The 15,097-nt window shown below is 65.7% G+C and carries 11 protein-coding genes and 1 pseudogene; 8 read left to right on the plus strand and 4 right to left on the minus strand.

Features of this window, described 5'->3' with window-relative positions; all coding sequences use genetic code 11:
• Window positions 1–228 precede the first annotated feature (228 nt).
• Window positions 229–555 carry a histone-like nucleoid-structuring protein Lsr2 gene (locus tag ACPW96_RS15735; RefSeq protein ID WP_425820617.1) on the minus strand — a complete coding sequence of 109 codons (327 nt, stop codon included), beginning with the start codon at window positions 553–555 and terminating at the stop codon, window positions 229–231.
• A 359-nt stretch (window positions 556–914) separates the two neighbouring features.
• Here ACPW96_RS15735 and ACPW96_RS15740 point away from each other — a divergent pair, with 359 nt between their 5' ends.
• From ACPW96_RS15740 to ACPW96_RS15760, 5 genes are all read left to right on the plus strand, one after another.
• Window positions 915–2,081, plus strand: a complete 1,167-nt coding sequence (locus ACPW96_RS15740; RefSeq protein WP_425884197.1) for an Ig-like domain-containing protein — start codon at window positions 915–917, stop codon at window positions 2,079–2,081.
• A gap of 875 nt (window positions 2,082–2,956) precedes the next feature.
• Window positions 2,957–3,310 (plus strand): PadR family transcriptional regulator, encoded by a 354-nt coding sequence (locus ACPW96_RS15745; RefSeq protein ID WP_425820614.1) that lies wholly within the window; start codon window positions 2,957–2,959, stop codon window positions 3,308–3,310.
• Window positions 3,307–4,167, plus strand: a complete 861-nt coding sequence (locus ACPW96_RS15750) for a hypothetical protein (protein WP_425884199.1) — start codon at window positions 3,307–3,309, stop codon at window positions 4,165–4,167. Before ACPW96_RS15745 ends, ACPW96_RS15750 begins: the two co-directional genes overlap by 4 nt.
• Window positions 4,168–4,753: 586 nt before the next feature.
• Complete coding sequence (locus ACPW96_RS15755) at window positions 4,754–7,318, plus strand: ATP-binding protein (protein ID WP_425884201.1); 2,565 nt, start codon at window positions 4,754–4,756, stop codon at window positions 7,316–7,318.
• Between the two features lie 159 nt (window positions 7,319–7,477).
• The gene (locus ACPW96_RS15760) at window positions 7,478–7,693 is read left to right on the plus strand and encodes a hypothetical protein (RefSeq protein ID WP_425820611.1); all 216 of its coding nucleotides are present in this window, start codon (window positions 7,478–7,480) and stop codon (window positions 7,691–7,693) included.
• Window positions 7,694–8,282: 589 nt separating this feature from the next.
• Here ACPW96_RS15760 and ACPW96_RS15765 read toward each other — a convergent pair.
• Window positions 8,283–8,411, minus strand: a complete 129-nt coding sequence (locus ACPW96_RS15765) for a hypothetical protein (RefSeq protein WP_425884203.1) — start codon at window positions 8,409–8,411, stop codon at window positions 8,283–8,285.
• Window positions 8,412–8,555: pseudogene (locus tag ACPW96_RS15770) on the minus strand (aminoglycoside phosphotransferase family protein); the annotation flags it as partial.
• 527 nt (window positions 8,556–9,082) lie between these two features.
• Here ACPW96_RS15770 and ACPW96_RS15775 point away from each other — a divergent pair.
• Window positions 9,083–10,414, plus strand: coding sequence for a PA-phosphatase (locus ACPW96_RS15775; protein WP_425884205.1), 1,332 nt, complete (start codon window positions 9,083–9,085; stop codon window positions 10,412–10,414).
• Window positions 10,415–10,710: 296 nt separating this feature from the next.
• Here the strand turns inward: ACPW96_RS15775 and ACPW96_RS15780 are convergent, their stop codons facing one another.
• Entirely contained in the window at window positions 10,711–11,637 is a 927-nt protein-coding gene (locus ACPW96_RS15780; protein WP_425884206.1) for a hypothetical protein, read from the minus strand.
• A gap of 284 nt (window positions 11,638–11,921) precedes the next feature.
• Between ACPW96_RS15780 and ACPW96_RS15785 the strand changes: the two genes are divergently transcribed.
• Window positions 11,922–12,974 carry a hypothetical protein gene (locus tag ACPW96_RS15785; RefSeq protein ID WP_425884208.1) on the plus strand — a complete coding sequence of 351 codons (1,053 nt, stop codon included), beginning with the start codon at window positions 11,922–11,924 and terminating at the stop codon, window positions 12,972–12,974.
• Window positions 12,975–13,389: 415 nt separating this feature from the next.
• Entirely contained in the window at window positions 13,390–14,289 is a 900-nt protein-coding gene (locus ACPW96_RS15790; RefSeq protein WP_425884210.1) for a peptidoglycan-binding protein, read from the plus strand.
• The last annotated feature ends 808 nt before the right edge of the window (window positions 14,290–15,097 follow it).

Here is a 15,097-nt window from a genome sequence, read left to right on the forward strand (position 1 = left end):
CTTGCCCGCAGGAGCAGAAAGCGGTGACCGCGACCCGGGCGGGATTAGCCGGCGAGCAGCCAGCCGCCGCACAGGATCTTCCAGCTCAGCCACGCTCGAAGCTGTGCCCGTCCGGTATCGGTACGCTGACAGCGAGTCGATTCGGACTGCTCTTCACTCCATTGACGCCGTGACGATGATACCCCGCGGGCTTTCCGCGGGGTATCGGGTGGTAGGCGACGATGTTGTTCAGTGGGCCACGTCGTAAGCCTCGATGACCGATGCGGGGACACGCCCGCGTTCGCTCACTTCGTGTCCGTTGTCTCGTGCCCAGGCGCGCACTGAAGCCAGGTCAGTCCGACTCGCCCCACGTGCTGACGAGCTGGTAGACCGACGCGATCCCCCAGCGGAACGAGCGGCTTTGATGAACGGCTCAAGCGCGTCCACGAGCTTCTTGCGGTTCTTCGACGACAAGTCGATCTCGTAAAGCTTGGAGTCGAAACTGAACGTCACGGTGCCGTCCGCGTCCGAGCCGTCGATGTCGTCAATGTAGGTCGTGATTGTCTTCTTAGCCATAGAAATCCTCCATGTATCGGGTCGGGTACCCGACAGCCATATTAGGCCACTTAGCAATGTGCGACCACGAAACATGCGCCTCGCAACATCGATGCCGCTCCGCTCATGCGCTCAAATCGTGTCAGACGAGAGCAGGAGACATCGGAGCACGGAACCCAGCTCGAAGAAGGGTCAATGCGAGGCGCCGATTTGGCAACTTCTCGAGCGTCATCGAAGAGATCCGCGTGCAGAGCAGGTGAGACTCTCACATTGGCTGCGCGGGCGCCTTGCGCGAGTCTCGTTGGGGTATATCGCCGGCGGGCTCCCGGTGTCATCATGAGCGGGGGCGGGCGCGGGATAAATAGGAAGCGGAATTTGTCATGGTGCGGATTTCGGCGCGAATTGCGGTAGCCCTGCTCGCGGCGGGAGTGAGCGTCGCTTCATCGCCGCTTAGCGCTTCTGCGGCGGAGCCAGTGGAATTTCCCCTCGGCATACCGACCTTCTATGACCGCATCTTCTATGGCGGCAATGGCGCGTGGGCCGAATCAGTCGGTCCGAACCTGACTGAGATCCGGCTCGACGTGGAACGGCCGGTGCGGGGAGAGAGCGTTCTCTGCCAATTCTTCTATGAGCACGCGATCATCAGCGAGAAAGTGTGGACGCCGGAGCAGTGGGAGTCAGATGCTCAACGCTTCCTTCCGGTGCCCGCAGGCAGCATGCAACCCGGACCGATTTCGTACTCGGTCGCCTGCCTCTCCGGGGAATCCGAGAACGGCTGGAGCGTGCAGTGGCTCCTGTCGCCGGAAGATGATCGCGCTTCCGTGACGCTCCGGGAGGACCCGACCGCACCCAGCCAAACCCAGCAAGACCGACACTATTCCGCGGTGCCGGGACCGCCGAAGACGGTATCCCGCGGAGACGTGGTGGTGGTCCGAGGAGAACCGGGGAGCTTCCCGGCGCCCTCTGACGGTATTGCGTTCTACTCATGGTGCGGCATTTCGAATCAGCAGTTCGGGTGGAACCAATGTGTACCCACCGTCGCCGCCGACGGGTCGACGCTCACCTTCACCATCCCATCGATCCTCTCCGACCGCTTCATCCGCCTCAATAACCTGGAGCTCTACGCCCACTCCAGCAACGGGAAACCCATATCGACCACTCAATCCGTGTCCAGAGCGGTCTATTGGTCAGCGCCGATCACCTTCGACACGATCAGACGGTCAACGACAACGCTTCAGCTCAGCCGGTCGGTGACCTTCGCCGCCCTGGGCGTGCAAGCGGTCGCGACAGTCGCTCCGGCAGGTGGCTCGGTGACCGGAGGAACCGTGCAATTCCTGGTGGACGGTCGCCGAGTCGGCACCGCACCGGTCACGACGGACGGGACCGCCCGATACTGGCTTCCACGGCTCTCCCGGGGTACCCATTCCGTCATCGCCACCTACACCGGCTCCAACGGCACTGATTCCTCCACCAGCGCACCCGCCACACTCAAGGTGCTCTTCAGATCACTACCGGTTAGCCCAACCCTTCGTCCAGCAGACGAATGAAGATCCCGGCGTCACAGCCGCCTCGCTGAGGAGCGCCGACGTGACGCCCGAGAGCGCGTCGCCGGCGTCCGCATCGGGATATTCGGAGCACCCGACGCTGTTGATGACGCGCTCGCTCGACCCGAGCGGGGACCGGGGTCATATCCAGCCTGAGATTGCCGACGGCGTCGGCCATCTCGGTGGCCCGTCGATCGTGCGCGTCGGCCGTGTCAATTGCCGGTCCTCGACCGCACGCAACGCCCTCCGTTCATCGGGTCTATTGACGCGCCGACTCGGTGAGGACTACGCGATCCCGTGCCTCACTATCGTGGCCGAGCGCGCAGGTGCGAGGTGGTTGAGCTCGCCCCCGCTCATAATCCGCGAGAGCGAGAGCGTCGCTATGGGGCAGGACGTTCGATGCGCACCCCCCAGGGTGGACCAGCACATGTGGTCACAGCCGTCCTTGTCGCCAATTCCAGTATGGCGATGCGGACCTTGAGATTGGAGAAACCGGGCCGCAGCCACGAGCACGAACATGGGGGCGATCTGAGACGCCTCGAAGGGGGTCGTCATAGTGTCGACGACCCAGCCAGCTGCCCGGGTCGGATGGTAGCAGGCGCGTACTTTGTTGGATCACCTTGAGGACCGTCGGGCGCAGAGTATCGAGGTACGACATGGCCGCCCTTTCCAGGGCGACGCCTTCGCGCGTGTCGGGTAGCCTGACTGACTCCATGGATCGAATCTATTGAAGACTCGCGAGTGAATCGGTTCGATGAGTCGCCGCCTATGGAAGGGAAGGGGTCGGCTCGCAAGCCGGTCCCTCAGCGCGACGCTTCACGTCTCACCATGGATATCTTCCCATTGACAATGGGAAGATATCTGCCCATACTTCCGGTATGAGACGTCGTGCAGGCACACTGCTTCCCCTGGAGAGCGAGATCCTGGACACCGCTTTGCGCCTTCGACGGGCCGGCGATGTGGGCTTTCATGGATTCGCGCTCGCGAAGGTTCTCGCCGGCGACGGGAAAACCCTCACCGCACACGGCACCCTCTACAAGGCGCTGAGCAGGCTGGAGAAGGCCGGTCTGCTGGAGAGCGAGTGGGAGGATGCAGCGGCCGCTGAGGAGGGAGGCCGCCCGCGCAGGCGTGTGTACACCGTGACCGGGGCGGGGCAGCTCGCGCTCGCTTCGCACCGGGCGGAAGCAGCCCACGACGCGCCCATCGGGCGCCCGGCGTGGGAGGCGCTGTGAACGCCGACCTCGGACCGGACCAGGCGGCTCGAGACGACCGCATCGCGGCGACGGCAGCGGACGTCGCGCGGCGCTGGGTGTGCTGGTACTGCGGATTGGTGGGCACGGAGGCGGCCGAGCGTCGCCGTGCGGAGATCGAGTCCGATCTCTGGGAGCAGCGCTTCGACGCGCGAGAGAACGGCACGCGATCACCGATCGTCGCCGGTGCTATCGCGTTGCGGGTCGTCGGCGGAATGCCGGACGACCTTCTTTGGGTACGAACACAACGCCTGGCGATGCGGGGTCAGCGGGCCGATCGAAAGGCATCTGCTATGGACTCTAAGAAGCAGTCACCCGGCCGGTGGTGGTGGGTCGTCGGCGCGGCCGTTCTCGCCGCCGTCTACCTCAATTTCGGCATCGAGAACCTCGTCGGCGACGACGGACCGCGGCCACAGGGCGCCGCGGCGTGCTTCATCTACCTCGCGATCCTCCTCGCCGGCATCGCGTGTCGCGTCAAGGCGCCTCGCGTGTCGGGTGTGCTTATAGCAGTGGGTGCTCTTCCCACGCTCGCGGCATATTGGGCGCCTCCGCTCGTGATCCTCGGCCTGGCCGTCGCCACCGGCGCCCTCATCGAAGTGGCGCGCCGCAGCGCGAGCGGCGCCGTGGCGCGCACCGGCGCCGTGCTCGGCGGTGTGCTGCTGGGCCTCGGCGCGATCGTTCCGATGCTTGGCATCGATCCGGCTCCGGTGACGACGCCGTTGGTGGCCGTAACCGTCAGCATCGTCGCTGTTGCCGTGGGAATCGTGCTCCTCGTCGCCACTCGCGCGTCGGCGCCACGCCCGATCGAGAGGCCCGAGCCACCCACACGCCTGGCGTGATCTGCGAGCGCGCCTTGCGCGCCTCGCCGTACAACCCGGCACGGCAGCGGCATTGACCGCGACCCCGCCCGTGCCGCCCGCGGGTCCGGGATGCCGCTCGGCACGGTATCCCGGACCCGTTGTCGACGTCGCCCGTCCCGGCGTGCTCGGCACGTTGTGGACCCGCCGTCAGCGACCGTGAGGCCGGTGTCGGCACGATCATCGATCGATGCGGGTGCGACGCGTCACCGTGCTCACCGGGGCGGGGAGACACCGGCCCGACAGCCTTTTCAGAAAGGATCCCTCCCCGGGCGCTGATCAACCCAGGTCGGCCGATTCCACGCGACAGTCGCTCGATGCAACGATGCGAGCGAGACGGCCCTCTCCGCTAGAGTCCCCGCGCCAGGCGGGATCCCCTTGCGGCCGCCCTGCGCGCGATCCTCGCGACCGGGGCATTCCCGGATGTCCGCAGGACCGATGTGTAAGCGTCTCTCGAAGCGCACCCCGGGTGCTGACGAGCGACTCTCCGATCGCGAGCGCGCCGTGCCCCGGCCGCGCCCGACTCGAGGGATTGCGGGGTGGTGTGGGGACGGTGCACGATCGCACTATGCGACTCCTCGAGCGCGAGTCGGAGCTTGCACACCTCCGCGAGGCCGCCTCAGCAGCGACGGTTGGGGGCGGACGCATCGTGCTCGTCCACGGCGAGGCGGGCGTGGGCAAGTCCAGCCTGATCGCCGCGCTGCGGTCGCGGCCGCCGGCGGGATCCCGCATCCTCGTGGGTTCGTGCGATGCCCTGGCCACCCCGAGGACGCTCGGACCCCTACGCGACCTCCGCCGAGCGGTCGGGCCGCGACTGGCGGCGGCCCTCCGCGGGGGAGACCGCGAGGAGCTGTTCGCGGCGTTGATCGACGACCTCTCCTCGCAGCCGGGCACGGTGCTCGTCGTCGAGGACATGCACTGGTCGGACGAAGCGACGCTCGACGCACTGCGCTACCTTGCGCGACGGATCGACGAGATCCCCGCTGTGCTCGTGATGACCTACCGCGACGACGAACTCGGGCAGGGACATCCGCTCACGCTTTTGCTCGGGGACATCCGAACGAGCGTGCGCCACCTCCCCGTGGCCAGACTTTCGCCGGCCGCCGTCGCCGTGCTCGCCACCGAGCGTGGCCTCGACCCGGAGCGCCTCTTCGCACTTACCCGGGGCAATCCCTACTTCGTGACCGAGGTCGTCAGCTCGGCGGATGCGGTGAACGTCCCCCGCACGGTCGTCGACGCGGTTATGGCTCGCATGAACCGACTGGATGACCTGACGCGTGAGCAGGTCGAGCAACTCGCGGTGATCCCATCGGCGGTATCGTCCGCCGAGCTCGCTCGGCTGGTGGCAGGCGGGGCCCGTGTCCTGCGATCGGCTGAAGAACGCGGTCTGCTAACCGTCCGTCCGGACGGTGTTCAGTTCCGCCACGAGCTCACGCGCCGCGCGGTCATCGACTCCCTCTCGGCTTCTCGTCGCATCGAGCTCAACGCGCGCGTGCTCGAGGTGCTGCGTGAGACGGATGCCGATGCCGGCCGAATCGTCTCGCATGCCATCGAGGCGGGTGATGTGGACGCCATCATCCATTGGGCGCCGCTGGCCGCGGCCGACGCCGCCGAGAGCGGCGCACACCGGCAAGCGGCGGCGCACCTGCGTGCCGCGCTGGAACACGCCGAGCGATACGACCCCTTCGAGCGCGCCGACCTCATGCAGCGATACGCGATCGAGGTCTACACGCTCGGCCGGGCGCAGGAGGCCGTCGACGTGCAGACGGAGGTCGTTCGGCTGCGGCGCGAATTGGGCGATGCCGTTTCGCTGGGCGCGAGCCTCCGTTGGGCGTCGAGGTTCCACTGGATCTCGGGAGACCGCCGTGGAGCGGAGGAGACCGGACGCGAGGCGTCAGACGTTCTCAGTTCGACGGAGAATCGCGCCATGTACGCCTTCGCCCTCAGCAACGAGTCTCAGCTCGCGATGCTGGCGCACGATGTCGCCCGCACAATCCACCTCGGGGAGCGGGCCATCGCAGTCGCACGAGAATCTGGGGCGACGCAAGCGCTGGCACACGCACTCACGAACGTCGGCACGGCCCACATGCTCGAGAACCGCGAGGATGGGATCGCGGAGCTCGAGGAGGCCGCCGCCGTCGCGGCGGCGGGTAACTTCATGGACGATGCCTCACGCGCGCACGTCAACCTTGTGTGGAGCCTGCTCGACCAGTACCGGCTCGATCTGGCCGAACAGTACCTCGAGCCCGCGATCGAGCAGTCGCAGCGATCCGAGGTGATGGGTCTTTGGGCTTATCAGCAGGTGGAGCGTGGTCGGCTCCACCTCGCGCGGGCGCAGTGGGACGAGGCGCTCGCCGCCTGCGCCGCGCTGACCGAACCATTCCCGTCCGCACGATGTGTCGCGTTGACCGTGAGGGGCCTGGTGGCGGTGCGAAGAGGAGATCCGGGCGCGTATGCGATGCTCGACGAAGCCTGGCTGCTCGCGCAGGACCTCGGCGAGTGGCAGCGGATCGGACCCGTCGCCTGCGCACGGGCCGAAGCGGCGCTCCTGCGCGGCGATCTGGAGAGCGTTGGCTCGATCGCACGCCCCGCGTATGACGAGGCCGTGCGCTGCGGGGCGGTCAACCATCAGGCTGAGCTCGCGCTGTATCTCCGGCGTGCCGGAGAGCAGGTCGATGTGCCGGAGGGACAGCATCCCTTCGCGGTACAGGCAAGCGGGGATGTGCGCCGCGCGGCCCACCTCTGGCGCATGGGAGGCGCCGTGTACCACCAGGCGGCCGCTCTCGCAGAGAGCACCCAGGAGGCCGATCTGATCGAGGCGCTCACAATTCTTGACCGGATCGGTGCCATCCCGCTCGCCAGGAGCGTGCGAACGGTCCTGCGGAGTTTCGGCGCGCGCGGAATCCCTCGAGGACCTCAAGCGACGACGCGGCATAATCCCGCCGGCCTCACCGATCGGCAGCTCGACGTGCTGCCGCTCATCGCGGAGGGACTCACGAATAGCGAAATCGCCGAGCAGCTGGTGCTGTCCGTGCGCACGGTCGACTCGCACGTAGCCGCCATCCTCATGAAGCTAGGTGTCTCGTCTCGGCAGGAGGCGGCGCGGCGCGGCGCCGACCTGCTCCGGAGCTGACGCGCGGGCAATCCCGATCGGGCCCGACGAGCCGAGATCTCGGTACCGGCGTCGGGCGATCTCGGTAGTCGTTGCGGATGAGTCGGTCCGGGGTTTCGCCATAGAAAGAGTCACGTGCCCGCAACCGCGGACGGAACAGAACCCTTTCTTGGAGCAATCATGAGCAGCGCAACCGCCCCCACGCCCTTCCCGACTACGTCGCCCGGAACCCTCCTTGGCCGCGCGGTCCGCACGGTGCTGACCAGGCTCCGCCCTCCCCGCGCTCCGCTCACTCGCGAGGAGCTCGTGGAGCTGATCGATCGACGCCGGGTGGTCGAGCGTCTGCACGAACAGCGCGCGTACGATGCCGCGCGCATGGGCATGCTCCGGGGGTAACCCGACGAGGCGCTTCCATCAGCGGCGACCGTCGTGATGAAACCTCTGACCATTGGGTCTCACGGGGAGATCATCGGCCCTGGATTTCTTCGTCGCGGGTCACGGGCAACGCCGTCTCGAGTCACTGTTGAGACGGTCGGCGAAGCGAACCACCTCCTTCTTCGTGTTCGACCGCATCTGTACGTCGCGCCAACGGGTGTCGCACCGTGCTGATATCAGAGGTCGTGTCGCATGACCCGCCGCCACCTGGCGATGCGTCGCACCCGGACAGACCCGTATCGCTCGTGCAGCTCCTCGGTCCGGTGTGCAGGTAGGCGCCTCGCTGCGGCGGCCGCTCAGCAGTCCGTTTCGGGTATGCCTCGACCGTGCCACCTCGACCGTGCCACCGCGGCCGTCGCGATCCCGTTGTCGCGGTCCTCAGAGCTCCTGAAGACGCACCCGATCCGACGGATCGCTAACCGGTTCATCTATTGTGCGGGTGGCTGCGTGCATACGGTAATCGCCATGAGCGAAGACGGATGGCGGGCGTTCCTGTCCGGCGACGGGGTCGGCGACTGGGTGATCCTGCACGGGGGTCCGACGGCGGTTTTCAAGGCCCCGCACGAAGGGTGCGGAGGAACTGCTCCTCCGCTCTGGGATTGTCGCCGAGCTGCCAACGCCACGCTGCGACCATCGTGAGCACGAGCTGCCGGCGGTCGTTCAAGAGTTGCTGGTTCACCCTGGGGCAATGCGTACACACGGCCTCAAGTACATGGGCAAGGTGGACCTCGACAAGTCCATGGCAACTGGTCCCGAAGTCAACAAATAACGGGCCAAGGCCAGGACTGAGGACGTTGCCGGGATGCGGCTCACCATGCTGCAGCTGCTCGTGCCCCCGCGAGCTTCAATCGATCGGCGCAGGTACCACCGAGCACTCGATCCAAGGCCAGCGTTTCGCGAGCAGATTCCAAATCAGGCACGCACCCATTGCGCGAGCACTTCAGGTGAGTCTCGTCGCTGTCTTGTTCCCCGGGGGGCGCGGCAGTACTATGCGCATGTCATCGACGCGTCAGCTTCCACTCGCGAAGCGAGGTCACAATGCTATGCCCCTCGAAGCTCGAGTCGATCTCCTGCCAGCACCAGCGCGGTATCAACGAGTATCGCGACGCGATGGCAGTGGAGTCCGTGCGGCGCTCCTGGTCCGTTCCGGTGAGCCGTTCTCTTGGCTGAGCCCGCGACCCAGTCGGCGAGAGGACCAGTGTATGCCGGAAGCCGCACCACTGATATCGGATTGATACCGGATTGTGGTTGAGGTGTTCACGCGGGGCAAACGTACAAACGGGAAAGTCATTTGAGGAGTCGCTAGCACATCTGCCTAGCTGCGCAGGTGCGACATTGGGGAGACGGATCATGCGAACAGGGACACACAAGCGGATGCTGGGCACGTTCGCGCTTACTGCTCTCGTTGCTCTGGGGGCAACAGTGCTCGGAGCCGCGCCCGCGGCTGCGAACTCCGAGCATTCCGACGCGGTACGCGTCTGGAATCTCCACGCTTCGGACGCGCTGATAAACCCGCCCACGGCGCCCACTCCCGGCGCCGGCCAGCCGCCACCGGTCTCGCAATTGCACCTCGCGATGGTGCAGGGTGCGGTCTACGACGCGGTCAACGCCATCCTCGGCGGATATCAGCCCTACCTGCCTGGCCTTCCACCGGCGTCGCCGACGGCATCACAGGAAGCCGCCGTCGCCACCGCCGCGCACGACGTGCTGGTCGGGCTGGGAACGCCACCCGTACCGCCGTTGCCGCAGGCGGTCCGAGACCGGCTCGATGTCCTCTATGCCGACGCCCTCGCGGGCATCCCCGACGGCGATGCCGAAGCCGAAGGGGTCGCAGTAGGGGCGGCCGCCGCAGCGGCCATGCTGGAAGCACGAACGAATGACGGCCGTTTCGCGCCGGACATCTTGTGGCGGGTCGGCACGAAGCCTGGCGAGTGGCGTCCCACTACGCCCGAGCCCAACAACGCCCTTGCGTGGCTGTCCGATGTTGAACCGTTCACGCTCGAGAGCAGCTCGCAGCTCCGGACGAAAGGGCCGTACTCTCTCACCAGCCGAGCCTACGCAAGGGACTACAACGAGGTGAAAGCCATCGGGGCGGTCGACAGTCCCCGCAACGAAAAGCAGAACACTCTCGCTCAGCTCTATGCTGCACACCCGCCGGAGTTGTTCAACCGCACATTCCGGGTGATATCCGAGGCCCAAGGGCTCACGCTCGCCGACGAAGCCCGCCTCTTCGCCATGTTGAACCTGACCACCGCAGACAGTGTCATCGGCTGCTTCAACGACAAGGAGTACTGGAACTTCTGGCGCCCGGTCACCGCGATCCGCGAGGGCGACAATGACGGCAACCGCAGGACCGCTGGCGATCCTGCGTGGACCCCGCTGCTCCCCTCTCCGCCGTACTCGGAGCACCCGTCTGGCTACAACTGTGTATCGTCCGCATACATGGGCGCTGCGATCGCCTTCTTCGGCACGGACAGGATGGACTTCAGCGTCGTCAAGATCACGCCTGGCGTGCCCGATGTGACGCGCGACTACAAGCGCTTCACGAGCGTGGTTCGCGACACCATCGACGCGCGCATCTACCAGGGTCTCCACTTCCGGAATGCCGAATACCAAGGCGCATACATCGGCGCCCGCGCTGCCCTCTGGGTTGATCGGCAGTTCTTCCAGCCAGTGGAGTGACCCCAGGGATCACCCGCATTCGTCTCGCGTGAGGATCCGTTGGTCGGCCCTCGGGCGCGGAGACCAACCGTACCGGCGCCCCCTGATCGCAATGCGCGGTGCTTCGACAAGCAGTGCGGGCAGGCAAACCCAGACGGCTCGAAGAGATGCGCTCGGGGGTCGACGTCGACCCGAGCGCACAATCCGCAAGGCGTCATCGGTGCGACTGATCCCCCACCCGCCACAAGCGGGAGCTGGCACCGGGATACGAGAACCACTCGCCATCCGCGTTGCTTCCGGGACATCTGGGGAGTTGCTTACCCCGTCGGCGGGAGTGAGGGCCACAACGTGGCGACGATGTCTTCCGTGTAACCCTCTGGTGCGAAGTTGGTCCAGTGCGTGGCGACCCAGCCGTTGTCTCGGAAGTAGTGCGTCTCTCCGACGGTGGCGTGGCGCTCCCCGTCGACGAAGAGGTCCTCCCGGGTGCGGCAGATCGTGCCCTCGTCGTGCGGCGTGCACGTCATCCCGGACTCGACCGCGGCCTGCTCGATCGATGCCGATTGACCGGCATCCACGATGGTGACGTTGGTGGAGAGTCCGTACTCGGAGGGCCCACCCCACGTGCACCGCAGGGTCGGGGCCGTATCGAGCACCTCCCGGCCGACCGCAAGCTCGGTGGACGGCGTGGTGTGCCCGGGATCGTTGAGTGGAGGCGCCGTGGCCGTCAGATGGGCGAACATCGCGTCGGAGTAGATGTCCTCGCACGCTTCCGGGAGCACCAGCGCGGTGCCCGCAGCTCCAGAAAGGGAGGCAGATGAGGAGAGGGCCGCGCTCGACGGGGGAGGGCTCGACGTCGTTGGCGAGGCGCTGACGGAAGCCTCGCGCGGCGTCGCGCACCCGGTGAGCGCCGCGACGACAAGCGCCACGCCTGCAAGGGCGGACGCGGTGCGAACCGCGTGCCGGTCGGTGATTGCCACGGCTGCGGACGGGATATCGATCGACCGTCCGATGATTTCGCTGTCTGCGCTCATGTTAAGTATTGCCGGATCGGGCCGATACGGTTCACGATGCATCGTGCCACTTTCGCGGACGATAAGTCGCTTGGTCGTGAAGGTTGCCGAGTCGCGGAATGTCCTGAAGGACGCGACCGGCGTCTCACCTTCGACGAGCAGTTCGTTCACGTCGGCGGGCGTCGGGATCTCGTTCTGCAGTGTCCGGGAGAGGATCGCGGCGGATTCGGCCATGTACGGCGCTCCCGAGTGATTCCAGCGCAGATCCCACTCCGCGCAACGCGCTGAGGCTACGTGCGAGGGCGTCACCGCTTGAACTCCGGTAGCGGCTTGTGGACTCGCAGATCGGAGCGGCCCTGGACGTGCACCGTCATTCTTCGCTGAAGGGGCCTGCCGTCCATATCCCGGGAGCGGTACCATGACGCAGGCGCTCCGCTGGGGGCGAGCGCAAGTCGCGACAGCGGCAATGGGACTGACATCGCGTCGCGGCGAGTAATTCTCTCTGCATTGGAGCAGTGATGACCGACACGACGGATGGAAAGATCGTCAAGCAACAGCAAGCCCAGGATGAACAGCCGGACTTCATCACAGCAGCGCTGAAGACCCACCGCTATCTGCGACTATCGTTCGTCTTCGCCGTCGCAGCGCTCTTCATCGGCGTGATCATCGCCTCGGTGGCCGGCGGCTACGTGAAGGGGTCGATCAGCTACTACTACTGGACCCCGGCCCGGAACGTGTTCGTCGGCGTCCTCATCGCGGCATCCCTCGCGATGCTCGCGCTCAACGGCCGAGGAGGCGCTGCAAAGATCCCACTGGGAAAGCGGACCCTCGAGCTCCCCAGCCCGTCGATGCTGCTGGATTTCGCTGCGATCTTCGGACCGCTCATCGCGCTCGTCCCGACCGATGTGAAGGCGACTGAGCAGGGTTTGACCACGTTCACGTGCGAGGGCGAGGAGCAGAGCTGCCTGCCGAAGGCCGCATTTCCCGAGGTGCAGAACGCGGTCCTCACCTACATCCTCACCCTGGTGGTGATCGTCGTGGTGATGTTGATCGTCCAGCGCAATGAGAAGCGGCAGCGGTTCGCACTCCTTGTTCCCGTGACCGCCGCGGTCACCGCCGTCGCCCTCTTCTTGTTCACCTTCGTGTGGAACGAGGCATTCCCGTACTTCCGAGTCGGCCCGTGGAGCTTCAGCATCCACTACATCGCCACATTCCTGTTCTTCGGTGCGTTCGCCACGGTGGTCTGGATCCGCGGCACACGCACCGATGACCCGGAAGACCGCACCCCGCCGAGTGACACTCAGAGGCTCTGGTACAAGATTCTGGCGATAGCGATGGCTGCCGACATCCTCTTCCTGATCGTGCTGGGCGTTATGGCTCAGTTCGGCACCGAAGACGCGATCCCTGGCTTCCCGGAGGTGTTGTTCGGGGAGGCCGTCGGGCTAACCCTGTTCGCCATCTTCTGGGCCATGCAGACGCGCCAGCGGTGGAACGAGCGCATCACCATTCTCCCGAAGAAGGGGACCGCTGCCGCAAGGGTGCTCAGCCGAGACCTGACGCCGGCGGCGTAACGACGTTCATACCCTCGGCACGCCGACCGGGCGACGACCGACACAAAGCGGACTCCAGGACTGGTTCGCCGACCGAACCGGCAACGACCGTGACGGCGGACGGCGGACTCGCTACCACTAGGTCCGCTCGCGCGTAGGCCGGTGCTTGAGCGGGCGGTGGCTGGGCGGTCAGGGGGTTGCGGTGAAACGACGCGCAGAAGGGGTGGCGAAGTCTGTGTTGGAGTTCCACAATGGCGGTATTCGTCGGATCACGTAAGTTTCGGGAAGGAAGGTCGTCATGCACGATGACCAATTCACTGCAACGGGACCGCGACCGCAATCGGCCCCGGGGTTCCCAGGCGCGGGCTTTTCTACGGACGAGGACGGTGTCGGCTTTCGGTGGGGAATTCGAGTCAACGCCGAACGCTGTGGCGTCGTGGGCCAGACCCGCGGCGGCGGGATCGCCGGCGTCCTCGGGCAAGGCCGGTTTTCTCAGTTCGGGGTGATGGGAACGGGGTTCGAAGGATCGATCGGGGTCGTCGGGGTGAGCGTGGCGAACACGAGCGACTTGTTCAATCACAACGTGCCACCTGGCGATTTTCGTCTCGAGTCGCTCGGTGATGGCCGTGGCACCGGGGTGCTCGGCAGGAGTGCGACGGGGTTCGGCGTGCACGGTATCAGCGAGTCCAACACCGCGGTGGTGGGCTTTAGCACGTCGGGGTTCGGCGCGCATGGTGACAGCAAGACCAACACCGGGGTCGTCGGCAGCAGCGAACGCGGTTTTGGCGTCCATGGCATCAGCAGGTCGGACAACACCGGCGTCGTCGGAAGCAGTGAGGGCAGCGGCATCGGTGTGCACGGCCTCGCCGCGACCAACAGCGGCGTCAGAGGGTCGTCCACGAGCGGCAACGGTGGTGTGTTCGAGTCTGAACTGGCTGCGCCGATCCGTCTCATCCCCAAGGCCCTCGCCACTCCCGAGGGGACGGTCGGGGGAAATGGGGGCGAACTGCTCGTCACGACCAGTCACGACGAATCAGGTCAGAACTTCGCTCTCTGGTTCTGCGCTCGAGCGGGCGACGCAGCCTCGACCGTCTGGGCGCTCGTCGCCGGCGTTCGGCCGTACCCCGGCACGGTGAGTGCCGAGGGTATGCAAGGAACCACCGTCAAGCACATCCAGCGGCAGCTCAATATTGTTGCAGCCTCAGGGCTTGTCGCCGACGGCGACTTTGGCCCGATCACCAAGCAAGCGGTTGCTGACTTCCAGACGTTCCAGGGATTAGACGTCGACGGAGTCGTAGACAGCGAGACGTGGGACCGGCTGTTCGAGACGAATTAGAGCGAAGCCACGCGATTGCCCGGGCTGAGCATCGTCGGCCACAAGATCGTGTGCGTCCACACCGAGGACGCCGCTCAGGTCGAGCGTTTCCCTGCAACGGAACTGGTCGACTGCGGCGAGACCTTTCTCAACAGGCCCGCTGGGTGGCTCGATCGCAGAGCGCTCGAAGGTACCAGCGGCGGTCCATCACCCGCGCGATCGTGGGTCTCCTGTGTGCCCACAGCCGGCAACTGTCACTGACAGCTCTCGTTTCCGCCAGACACGGTCCATAACCGGAAAAACCGGCTATCGCGTCCGAGCCACAATGAAATTCCGATTCACCTGGGGCCCTATCTGTAGCAGGAGCGGGGCTTGAACCCGCGACCTCACGATTCCGGCGGAGCCGCATCGATTCTCGCTCGGCGGATTCGATACCTCGGAGAATCTCGCCTAGACCAGGCACTTCTTGTCGGCTTGGTTGTGTATCACTGTCGATGGTATGCCACGTCTCGACGAATCTGGGACGCCCTCGACCCAATAAACGTTGAATAAATGTTGTCTCATCGAATCCGCACAAGACCGGGTCTCAGCGCGGCCGGAGGCGCTTGTGTGCGTCTTCACCGTGTCGCCAGTGGATGTCGACGGCCACAACTCAGCGCGGTGCGTTTGCCGCCCCGGGGATTCTATTGATCGATGCAACGCCCCTTCTGGAGGTGGTGTCGACGACGCTTGAAAACTGGACAGTAACGACGCGGTGGTTTCCAGTGATCGTTGCAACGTGATCACACCAGTTGGAGGTCATGTTGTCGTCACGTCGCATTCCGAAGGG

It is taken from the genome of Micromonospora sp. DT81.3 (assembly GCF_049847225.1).
GTDB lineage: Bacteria > Actinomycetota > Actinomycetes > Actinomycetales > Microbacteriaceae > Microbacterium.

What these genes read in the sequence shown, in the direction of transcription:
- ACPW96_RS15780 (WP_425884206.1), bottom strand. Translation starts at nt 11,637, where the DNA reads ATGGCCGAATCCGCCGCGATCCTCTCCCGGACACTGCAGAACGAGATC.
- ACPW96_RS15755 (WP_425884201.1), top strand. Translation starts at nt 4,754, where the DNA reads ATGCGACTCCTCGAGCGCGAGTCGGAGCTTGCACACCTCCGCGAGGCC.
- ACPW96_RS15760 (WP_425820611.1), top strand. Translation starts at nt 7,478, where the DNA reads ATGAGCAGCGCAACCGCCCCCACGCCCTTCCCGACTACGTCGCCCGGA.
- ACPW96_RS15745 (WP_425820614.1), top strand. Translation starts at nt 2,957, where the DNA reads ATGAGACGTCGTGCAGGCACACTGCTTCCCCTGGAGAGCGAGATCCTG.
- ACPW96_RS15740 (WP_425884197.1), top strand. Translation starts at nt 915, where the DNA reads ATGGTGCGGATTTCGGCGCGAATTGCGGTAGCCCTGCTCGCGGCGGGA.
- ACPW96_RS15785 (WP_425884208.1), top strand. Translation starts at nt 11,922, where the DNA reads ATGACCGACACGACGGATGGAAAGATCGTCAAGCAACAGCAAGCCCAG.
- ACPW96_RS15775 (WP_425884205.1), top strand. Translation starts at nt 9,083, where the DNA reads ATGCGAACAGGGACACACAAGCGGATGCTGGGCACGTTCGCGCTTACT.
- ACPW96_RS15735 (WP_425820617.1), bottom strand. Translation starts at nt 555, where the DNA reads ATGGCTAAGAAGACAATCACGACCTACATTGACGACATCGACGGCTCG.